Source organism: Actinomyces sp. ICM47 (genome assembly GCF_000278725.1).
GTDB lineage: Bacteria > Actinomycetota > Actinomycetes > Actinomycetales > Actinomycetaceae > Pauljensenia.
The window spans coordinates 1-9,195 of record NZ_ALCA01000115.1 but is presented as its reverse complement, the minus strand read 5'-3'; the positions used below and the strand labels follow the sequence as shown (position 1 = coordinate 9,195).

9 protein-coding genes are annotated in these 9,195 nt (G+C 65.4%); 4 read left to right on the top strand and 5 right to left on the bottom strand.

The window, feature by feature from the left end:
• Nucleotides 1–131: 131 nt before the first annotated feature.
• The 4 genes from HMPREF1136_RS08375 to HMPREF1136_RS08360 all read left to right on the top strand — a co-directional run bounded on the left by HMPREF1136_RS08375 (nt 132) and on the right by HMPREF1136_RS08360 (nt 4,290).
• Nucleotides 132–830: a trimeric intracellular cation channel family protein gene (locus tag HMPREF1136_RS08375; protein ID WP_009648911.1), complete on the top strand. Its 699-nt coding sequence runs from the start codon at nt 132–134 to the stop codon at nt 828–830.
• A gap of 9 nt (nt 831–839) precedes the next feature.
• Nucleotides 840–2,339: an amino acid permease gene (locus tag HMPREF1136_RS08370; protein ID WP_009648912.1), complete on the top strand. Its 1,500-nt coding sequence runs from the start codon at nt 840–842 to the stop codon at nt 2,337–2,339.
• 134 nt (nt 2,340–2,473) lie between these two features.
• A complete protein-coding gene (locus tag HMPREF1136_RS08365) occupies nt 2,474–3,217 on the top strand; it encodes an HNH endonuclease family protein (protein ID WP_009648914.1) in 744 nt (247 codons plus the stop codon).
• 212 nt (nt 3,218–3,429) lie between these two features.
• Nucleotides 3,430–4,290, top strand: a complete 861-nt coding sequence (locus HMPREF1136_RS08360; RefSeq protein ID WP_009648913.1) for a VanZ family protein — start codon at nt 3,430–3,432, stop codon at nt 4,288–4,290.
• 71 nt (nt 4,291–4,361) lie between these two features.
• Here HMPREF1136_RS08360 and HMPREF1136_RS08355 read toward each other — a convergent pair whose 3' ends face one another.
• The 5 genes from HMPREF1136_RS08355 to HMPREF1136_RS08335 all read right to left on the bottom strand — a co-directional run bounded on the left by HMPREF1136_RS08355 (nt 4,362) and on the right by HMPREF1136_RS08335 (nt 8,252).
• Entirely contained in the window at nt 4,362–4,565 is a 204-nt protein-coding gene (locus HMPREF1136_RS08355; protein ID WP_009648907.1) for a CopG family transcriptional regulator, read from the bottom strand.
• A gap of 51 nt (nt 4,566–4,616) precedes the next feature.
• On the bottom strand, nt 4,617–5,258 hold the full coding sequence (locus tag HMPREF1136_RS08350) for a response regulator transcription factor (protein WP_009648915.1): 642 nt from the start codon (nt 5,256–5,258) through the stop codon (nt 4,617–4,619).
• Nucleotides 5,259–5,425: 167 nt separating this feature from the next.
• Nucleotides 5,426–6,529: a sensor histidine kinase gene (locus HMPREF1136_RS08345; protein ID WP_009648908.1), complete on the bottom strand. Its 1,104-nt coding sequence runs from the start codon at nt 6,527–6,529 to the stop codon at nt 5,426–5,428.
• Between the two features lie 9 nt (nt 6,530–6,538).
• Nucleotides 6,539–7,327 (bottom strand): ABC transporter permease, encoded by a 789-nt coding sequence (locus tag HMPREF1136_RS08340; protein WP_009648910.1) that lies wholly within the window; start codon nt 7,325–7,327, stop codon nt 6,539–6,541.
• Between the two features lie 202 nt (nt 7,328–7,529).
• Entirely contained in the window at nt 7,530–8,252 is a 723-nt protein-coding gene (locus tag HMPREF1136_RS08335) for an ABC transporter ATP-binding protein (RefSeq protein ID WP_009648909.1), read from the bottom strand.
• Between the last annotated feature and the right edge of the window lie 943 nt (nt 8,253–9,195).

Genomic DNA, 9,195 nt, shown 5'->3' with positions numbered 1-9,195 from the left:
GGCCAGGCTGACGCGAGCGCGCCGGGAAAGGGCGCGCCGGGACGAGGCCGACCCCGTCCACCTGCGCGCACCCGAGCGAGGCGACGCGGTACCATGAGGGCGACCCGCACTCACCGACGTTTCGGACTGCCATGCACTTGCTCGACGCGCTGAACGAATCACTGCCCGAGGTCTTCCGAGCCATCGACCTCATGGGCGTGCTCCTCAATGGCATTCTCGGCGGAAAGGTTGCGCGAGAACGCAACTTCGACGCCGTGGGCTTCTGTATTCTCGCGATCATGACGGCGCTCGCGGGCGGCATGGTCCGCGACATGCTCCTGGCCACGCGCACGGGCGCTCCCGTGGCGATCACTGACCCCTATTATTTGTGGTTCGCGATCATTGGCGCGGTCGTCGCGATGGCCTTCCGCATGGACTCGCACGCGTGGTCGGTGCTCCTGGTGATAGCGGACGGCATGGTGCTGGGCTGCTGGAGCGCGACCGGCGCAATCAAGACCCTTGACGCGGGATTCGCGATCATGCCCGCGATCCTGCTGGGCATCATGACGGCCGTCGGAGGTGGCATGATCCGCGATATTTCGGCCGGCCTCGTGCCGCGAGTCTTCGGCGGTAACAACCTATACGCGACCCCGGCGTTCGCCTGCTCGGTCGTGACGGTCGTCTTTTGGTACATGGGCCAACCGGTTCTTGGCATGGGCGCATCCATCGTCGTGGGTTTGGTCTTTACAGGCATGGCGCACTGGCGTCGGTGGAGGCTCCCGCAGACCCGTGAGTGGACCATCACTCTCACATATTCGCAGTTGAAAGCTCTTCGCAGAACGAGGCGTTAGTATGGCCGTGTGAATCCCAAATCAACACCTCCTTCTACGTCCTCCGCTGCGTCGACGCCCGGTGCTCCCGAGCGCAAGCGCTTCAAGACGTGGCACCTGTCCATGATGGCCCTCGGCCTCGCGATCGGTGCCGGCTTTTTCCTGGGAACCGGCTCTGCGATTGCCCAGGCGGGTCCCGCGGTCCTCGTGTCCTACGCGGTCGCCGCCGTCATCGTTGTGTCGGTCATGCTGGCGCTGGCGGAACTGGCGTCGTCGCTGCCGACGACGGGTTCCTTCTCCGCTTACGCCGAGGCCGGGATCGGCCGGTGGGCCGGTTTTACGATCGGGTGGCTCTATTGGGTCATGCTCATCATGGTCTCGGGCTTGGAGGTCACGGGCGCGGCGAAGTTTTTCGTCGGCTGGTTCCCGGAGGTGCCCCAGTGGGTTGTTGCCCTCGTTATTGTCGTTGTAATTGGTGGAATTAACCTGTTGGCTGCCGGGCAGTACGGTGAGATCGAGGCCTGGCTGTCGATGGTGAAGATCGTTGCCATCGTTGCGTTCCTGTGCGTGGGCGTCTTCCTGGTGGCGCGCACTGTGATCGTGGGTCCTCTGCCCGGCCATGAGGGTGTCCTACAGAACGTTGTGGGACACAACGGCCTTGCACCCAACGGCCTGTCAGGCATCGCCGTGGCGCTCCTGGCCGTCATCACGTCCTTCGGCGGCCTGGAGATTGTGACGATTGCCGCGGCCGAGGCCGAGGATCCTCGCGCGGCCATGGTGAGCGCGATCCGCTCGGTCGTCACCCGCATTCTCGTGTTCTACGTCGGCTCTGTCGTCCTCCTGACTGCTCTGCTGCCGTGGGACAGTGAGGCAATGAGCAGCAACGCCTTTGCCGCCATCCTTGAGATGGCGGGCGTTCCGGCTGTCGGCACGCTCATGAACGTCATCATTTTCATGGCGCTGGTCTCCGCGTTCTCCGCGAACATCTACGCCTCCTCGCGCATGGCCTACTCGTTGGCCGCCCGCGACATGGGTCCGCGTTGGCTCCTGGGCGCGCCGTCCGCTGAGAAGGCGCACGCGCGTGCCGTCGTCGAGGCCGCCCTCGAGGATGATGAAGCCGTCCTGGCCGCCGAGTTGGAGGGCGACATCGCGGCTGGTCGCACCCCGAAGTTCGCGGTCGGCTTGGTTGTTGCACTGGCGCTCCTGGCGGTCCTGGGCAACTGGTACCTGCCCGGTTCGATTCTGACGATGCTCATCAACGCGATCGGCATGGTTCTGCTGATCGTGTGGACCTTCATCATCGTCTCGCTCATACGTCTGCACCCGACCCTGGAGCGTTCAGGCAGCCTGGCGATTCGTATGCCTGGCTGGCCGTGGCTGCCGTGGGTCGTCCTGGTGGGTTTGGCCGGTATTGCCGTCCTCATGCTCATGAGCGCCGAGGGCCGGGCTCAGCTGGTATCGATGGGCGCGCTGACGCTCATCATCGTGTGCATCTACTTCGTGCGACAGCTTGTGAGCCCGAGGAAGTAACAGTTCCGCATGGATTTGCCGCCGAGTACGCAGATGTAGGTGGCTTGGTCCATGATGGGGGCACCCCGACGACGCGTCGGGGTGCCCCCATCCGTATGGGACGGATGGGCTCGCGTGTGGCAGAAGGAGGCCTCATGGCACGCAGACGGCGTCGCCGTAAAAATACTGGAGATCAGATCGTTGTCTCGCTGATTCTCGTGGCCCTCGTGTGGGCGTTCGCGCCCGGCGTCGGCTGGGATCTGCTGGACCTGCGCTCGCGCCTGGGGTGGCCGCCGACGCGCAGCGGACAGGCCCTGTCCACCCTGCCGGACAGCGAGGCGGCCCGCCAGCTGCGTGAGCTTACCGTTCGTTCCTCAGACGATTCCTCCGGTATACCGGATTACAACCGTGAGGCCTTCGGAGAGGCATGGGCGGACGTCAACCACAATGGCTGCGACACACGCAATGACATCCTGGCCCGCGACCTGGCGCGGCCCACCTTCAAGCCGGGCACGCACGACTGCATCGTCCTCACGGGCACGCTCGCCGAACCCTACACGGGAAAGACAATCCAGTTTGAGAGGGGGGACAAGACATCGTCGCTGGTCCAGATCGACCACGTCGTCGCCCTGGCGGACGCCTGGCGCTCGGGTGCCTGGCAGTGGGACGAGCAGAGCCGTCAGGAGTTTGCTAACGATCCCGAGAACCTGCTGGCGGTCGATGGAGCGGCCAATCGGGACAAGTCCGCCTCGTCAGCCGACCAGTGGCTGCCGCCCAACGCCGGCTTCCGCTGCGACTACGTGAAACGGCAGATCGCGGTGAAATACTCTTACGGTCTGAGCGTCACCGAGCCCGAGCAGGATGCGATGGCGACCCAGCTGGCGACCTGTTCGGGGTGATTGATAGTCCGAAACTGTCAGCCTGTTCGAAGTGTTGCATGTGTGTGATAGACACATGCGTGCAAATGCCAGGTGCGCGCGTCTGACTAAGTGATTTCAAGGAGAATCCCAGACAATTTCTCAGAATGTGTCCATCCGATGTGGAACACCCCGCAACGTGCTGCACGTTCCCGAACAATGCCGGTAATGTTCGCCTCAAGGAATGAGGTGACATGTACACAGCAATCAACTGGGCGATGGACCTGGGGTTCTACGCGGGCTTCAGCGCGCTCACGTGCACTCTGTGGTGGATCCTAGGGCGCCGCGCCGACCGCAAGTGGCTGCACGCACGCACACACGTCATGCGTGCCGCCACGGACGCGGCATCGGCGTCTGGCCAGGACCACTCGCACCTGACTGTGTCTAAAGCGCTGCCCCTCATCTACCGCCGCTCACGGGACACCGGTGCTCTCCTGGAGCGTGAGGAGAATCCCGACACCCCCAGGACGGCGGAGATCCCCATTGTCTCAGCCACGGCCTCGTCCATGTGGAAGCTGCCGCGTGCCCTTCCGCTCGCGTGGATCCTCTACCTGACGGGCCTGCTCATTTTTGTCCTGCTGCCGATTCCCTCGGACCCGCAGGCCGCATGCGCTGCGATCCTGCACTGGGACAACTACATGCCCTTCGGGTCGCTGAACGCCGTCGCCGACCAATTCCGCGATGGCGAGACCCTGCGCGGTACCCTGTATGCACTCTCAATCGTGCTCAATATCGCTCTGTTCATGCCGCTCGGCGCTCTTGCCGAGATGACCTGGCGGATTCGCCGCTCTCGCAAGACCTCCGAGAGCCTGCCCGACGACGGCGGGCGCTTGACGCGCGCGATTCCCACGCAACGAGTGCTCGTGTGGCTCTTGATCGGCACGCTGCTCTCGTGCCTCATCGAGTTCACGCAGTACACGGGCCTGTTCGGCCTCGTGCCCTGCACGTACCGCGTCGTCGACATCGACGACGTCATCACGAACGCGCTGGGCACCTACTTGGGCGTGCGCTTGCTGCCCTTCATGGCGCGCAACTCGCGCTTCATGGGCGCGTAGTCGTCCATTCCGATAACGTCGCGCGGACACGATGTCCAGCAAGGTCTCGAGTGAGAGGAACTCGCACGGCGTTACTGCCCGAGTTGCTCCAGTGCGTCCCCCCAGCGTTCAACAGATTGGTTGAGCGCGTCGGTGACGCGCTGACGGTGCGTCATACGGTTGTAGTCCTCATCGATGGCGCGCAGTACTGCTTCATGTTTGGAAGTGCCGACGCGCTGGGCGAGCTCGTTGAGCTTGCGGGCATGATCCTCGTCGAGTCGGAGTGTCATTGCCATATCGACACGGTATCACTCTGATACCACTCGCACGGCCTGCCCACAGCCTGCCTACAGCCAGCCGGCGGCGCGGGCCAGGGACGCCGCCTCGGCGCGGGTGCGCGCGTTCATCTTCAGCATTGACGAGGACACGTGGTTGCGCACCGTGCCCTGGCTCAGGTGCAGGGAGCGGGCGATATCCGCGATGGTGCCGCCGCCCTCGACCTCGCGCAAAACGTCGGCCTCACGCTCCGTCAGGGGCGAGGATCCCGTCGAGAGGGCCTCGAGCGCCAGGCTCTGATCAATCGCGCGTCCGCCCGCGGCCACCGTGCGCACGCCGTCGGCCAGGGTCTCAACCGGTGCGTCCTTCACCATAAAGCCCGTGGCACCCGCGTCGAGGGCGCGCTGCAGGTACCCCGGGCGTCCAAACGTCGTCACGATCAGCACCCGCACGCCCGGGAAACGAGCGCGGATCGCCTGAGTCGCCGTGATGCCGTCCATGCGCGGCATTTCGATGTCGATGATCGCGACGTCGGCGGGGGCATTCGCGCGGGTCGGGCTGGACGAGTCCGCCAGGCGTCCCAGCTCTTCCAGAGCCTGCGCGCCGTCTGCAGCCTGCGCGACGACCTCAATGTCGCGCTCCAGGTCCAGCAGCCCCGCCAGCGCCCCGCGAATCATTGCCTGGTCGTCGGCCACGAGCACCCGAATCGTCACGTCACCCTCCTGTATCTCTGTGCCTGGGGTACAAGGCTAACGCAGGTAAGAGGCTCGTTTCTCTGATCGGCTCACCCCTCAGGACGAGGCCGACTCACCCTCCCGGAACCGCGCGGTGTTCAGGGAGGGGGCCACGGCCTCGTCGACAGGGCTGGGACCTCGGACAATCAGGACGAGTGGGCGGCGGATGTGGAATCGAAGGACAGAGCGAGCGTCCACGTGGAACCCGACGCGCCCCACGTGAGTGTGCCCTCGTCGCCGACTAGCTCGGACAGGCCCGCGAGGCCCGACCCCGACCCCGCGCTCGACGCGGCGTAAGCGGCCGTGTATCCGTCGTTCGTGACGGTGACGCCGTCCGGAGAGAGACGGACGCGAACCCACGAGGGGCGCGCGTGCAGGATTGCGTTCGTGACACCCTCGCGGATCACGTGGGCGGCGGCGGTCGAACGAGGACCCGACGGCGGCTCGCCCTCATTCGTGATCTCGGCGTCGATGCGCGCAACCTCCAGAAGCGAGCGGGCCTCCTCGAGCTCCTCTCCCGGGGACAGCGCCCGCGTTGCCGCCACGATGCGGCGAACGTCAGCCAAGGCCTCGTTCGACTGCGCGGTGACCGCGCGAATCTGCTCACGCGCCTCCTCCACGCGCCCCGCCTCCAGGAGGCGACCCGCCAGCTCGGACACCATCGTGATCCCCGTCAACGAATGCCCGAGGATGTCGTGCAGATCCGTGCTCAGGCGCGCCCGCTCCGCCGCCTTCGCCCGCTGGATCGCGTCCTGGCGGCGCAGGTGCTCGCGGGCCGAACGCTCCATGCGCCAGCGGGCCACCCCCACGAAGACACACAGCAACACCAGGTACCAGCCCATCCACAAGGGCTCACCCTGCGCGTAGCCGGCCACGCCCGCGATAGCGGTCACCGGCACGAGACCCGCGATGATGAATCTACCCGGTGCCTGGAACACCCACGCGACCAGCAGATACGACGTCAGCATGAACGCGTGAGGGGTGTCGAGGGAGACCGCATACACGAGGTAGGCAACCGTCGCGGCCACCAGCGCTGCGTGGGAGAGGATGAACGGCCTCGTGAAGGAGTTACGCGCAGGCAGGGGATTGGTCAGCCACGTCGCCGAGTTAACGACCGCGAGAAGGGCACACAACCCGATGAGGCCCGCGCGCTGGACCGGATCCGTCAGTTCCAGGGCGTAGGCGAGGGGGAACCCCATGAACAGCATCCACGGGGCCGCCCACGCCAGGGAGATCAAGCGCTCCTTCATGACACTAGCCTAGCGATCCGTGTCGTGAGACGCGCCCCACCAGGCGATGCCCGCCGTGACGACCGCCCACCCGGCGATGTTGAGCCACGCGGCGGTCGGCATCGTCACGGTTCCGGCGACCGCGTAGATCGCCTGGACGGCACCGTACAGGGGCGTGAAGGGCGCGATCTGCGCGACGAAGGGCGGCAGCTGGTCCAGCGGGATGAACATGCCGGACACGAAGGCACCCATCAGCATGACGAACGCGGAGGCGCTGTAGGCATTCTCGCCCTTAATCGTGTAGCCGCAGGCCAAGCCAATGAGCGCACCCAGGGCCGACAGCGCGATGACCACTGCGGCGCTGGCCGCCCACGCGCCGGCGGTCATTTCCGCGCCCGTGGCCATACCGAAGCTGAAGGTGATGAGCGTGATGAACGCGCTCAGCGCCACGAGCGCGCTCAGGCGCACCAGCAGGATCACCCACGGCTGGATGGGGGTCAGAGCGTACATGCGCGAGATGCCGGTCGTACGCTCGACGGACAGCGTCGCGCCGAGGGAACCGCCGACCAGGATCACGCCGTACGTGGTCATCATCGCGACCATCGCGGCCGCCAGGTTCCCGCGCCCGGTCTGGGTCGCGCGCGCAACGTCCGTCATGCCGAACATCGCGTACATGAACATGGGCAGGAGCACTGCAAACGCCATGTTCCACGGGTTAAGGATGTGGGATAGGAACGTCGCGCGCCACAGCTTCCCCGCGCCCGTGAAGGGGGAGGGGATCGGTCGGTCGGTGGGTCGTGCGGGTGCGTGGGTGGTCATGATTCCTTCTTCGTGTGTCGTATCTGGGGTCGTGGGGTGATGGCTTCGGCGTCGGCCTTGGGACGGCGCCGGGCCTGTCTCGCGCGGGCCTTGGACGCCCGTGGGGACGAGGTCTGGGCTGGGTTCTCGCGTCTCGGCTGCCCGTCGCGCACGGTCGGCATCGGGGCGGTGGTGGTGTTGTCGGGCGCGTGATCCCGAGCGCTCACTCGGCGTCGGCGTGGGAGGTGATGCGTTCGAAGACGTCTTCGAGGTCCTCGTTGTCGGCGACGACCTGCTCGGTGGGGGCGTCCAGGAGGACCTTTCCGGCGTCGATGATGACGATGCGGTCGGCGTCCTTACGGGCCTCGGTCAGGTAGTGCGTGGCGAAGAGGAGCGTGCGGCCTTCCGCGGCCTCGGCGCGCATCGTCTCCCAGAAGGCGCGGCGGGCCAGCGCGTCCATACCTGCGGTCGGCTCGTCGAGAATCAGGAAGTCAGGGTTGCCGGCAAGCGCGAGGGCGAGGCGCACGCGCTGGCGCTCGCCGCCGGAGAGCTTGTTGAGCGGGCGCTTGGCGAGCTTCGTCAGGTTCGCACGCTCTAGGAGCTCGTCGGTGGGGATCGGGTTGGCGTGCATCGCGGCGACCAGGTCGATCGTGTTGCGAACCTTCCCGTCGCGCGGCATCGAGCCAGTCTGAAGCATCGCGCTCACGAGGGAGCGGCGCACGGCCTCGCGTGGACTCATGCCGTAGACGCTGATATCACCCTGCGTGGGGGTGGCCAGGCCGAGGACGATGTCCAGGAACGTGCTCTTGCCCGCGCCGTTGACGCCGAGGAGCGCCACGATCTCGCCGGGCATGAGGGTGAGGTTCACGCCGCGCAGCGCGTCGACGTGGCCGAAAGACTGGTGGATGTTCGTCGCCTGAAGGGCGGGCGTGGTGTTCGTGTTCATGGCTCCCAGTCTGCGCTCGTATTAATGGGGCCGGAAGTGTCCTTTGATGCAGGAGGAGCCATGACAAATGTCAGGGGTGTGGGCCTGTAACTCGCACGTGGGCCCGCTAATCCGCACGCGGGCCCGCTGTTCCGAGCCTGGGTCCCCTAATCCGCACGCGGGCCTGCTGTTCCGAGCCTGGGTCCCCTAATCCGCACGCGGGCCTGCTGTTCTGAGCCTGGGCAATGCCGCCCACACTCCAACTAGCGGGTTTGCGTGCGATATAGCGGGTTCCCACTCGCAATAGCGGGTTTGCGTGCGAACAACACACCCTGCCAGACGCCGTTGTGCCCAAAACGCAGACCACCTCGCCCTCAACAGCCCATTTTCGGCGTTTTTCACCGAGGTGGTCTGCACTTTGAGCGCCACACTGCCTCACGTCGTGGCTTCAGCGCCACCAAATGGGAATGTTGCATCATTAGCGGGTTTAGGGTCTCAATGACGGGTCTATGTGCGAGCAATACACCATAACAAGAGGCTATTACGCCCAAAACGCAGACCACCTCGCCCTTAACAGCCCGTTTTCAGTGTTTTTCACCGAGGTGGTCTGCACTTTGAGCGCCACACTGCCTCACGTCGTGGCTTCACCGCCACCAAACGGGAATGTTGCATCATTAGAACCCCGGCACGCCGGCAGCCAGCTCCTAATTCTGTAAAATCCCACCGTCACCGGTGTGGAGAGCACGGAAAATCGGGAGGGTATGGCTGCGGCGCTCGTGGGCGGCGGCGGGGCCTGGATGGGATACGCACAGTAACGACAAACCACACTGGTGTGGTGGGCGCGGGAGGAATTGGTGGGCCTGGCTGTGGTGCTGGTGGGCGGCGGCGGGGCCTGGATGGGATACGCACAGTAACGACAAACCACACTGGTGTGGTGGGCGCGGGAGGAATTCGTGGGCCTGGC

Excerpts from the sequence above, each read along its gene's own strand:
- HMPREF1136_RS08375 (WP_009648911.1), top strand. The coding sequence starts at position 132 with ATGCACTTGCTCGACGCGCTGAACGAATCACTGCCCGAGGTCTTCCGA.
- HMPREF1136_RS08365 (WP_009648914.1), top strand. The coding sequence starts at position 2,474 with ATGGCACGCAGACGGCGTCGCCGTAAAAATACTGGAGATCAGATCGTT.
- HMPREF1136_RS08360 (WP_009648913.1), top strand. The coding sequence starts at position 3,430 with ATGTACACAGCAATCAACTGGGCGATGGACCTGGGGTTCTACGCGGGC.
- HMPREF1136_RS08355 (WP_009648907.1), bottom strand. The coding sequence starts at position 4,565 with ATGGCAATGACACTCCGACTCGACGAGGATCATGCCCGCAAGCTCAAC.
- HMPREF1136_RS08345 (WP_009648908.1), bottom strand. The coding sequence starts at position 6,529 with ATGAAGGAGCGCTTGATCTCCCTGGCGTGGGCGGCCCCGTGGATGCTG.
- HMPREF1136_RS08340 (WP_009648910.1), bottom strand. The coding sequence starts at position 7,327 with ATGACCACCCACGCACCCGCACGACCCACCGACCGACCGATCCCCTCC.
- HMPREF1136_RS08335 (WP_009648909.1), bottom strand. The coding sequence starts at position 8,252 with ATGAACACGAACACCACGCCCGCCCTTCAGGCGACGAACATCCACCAG.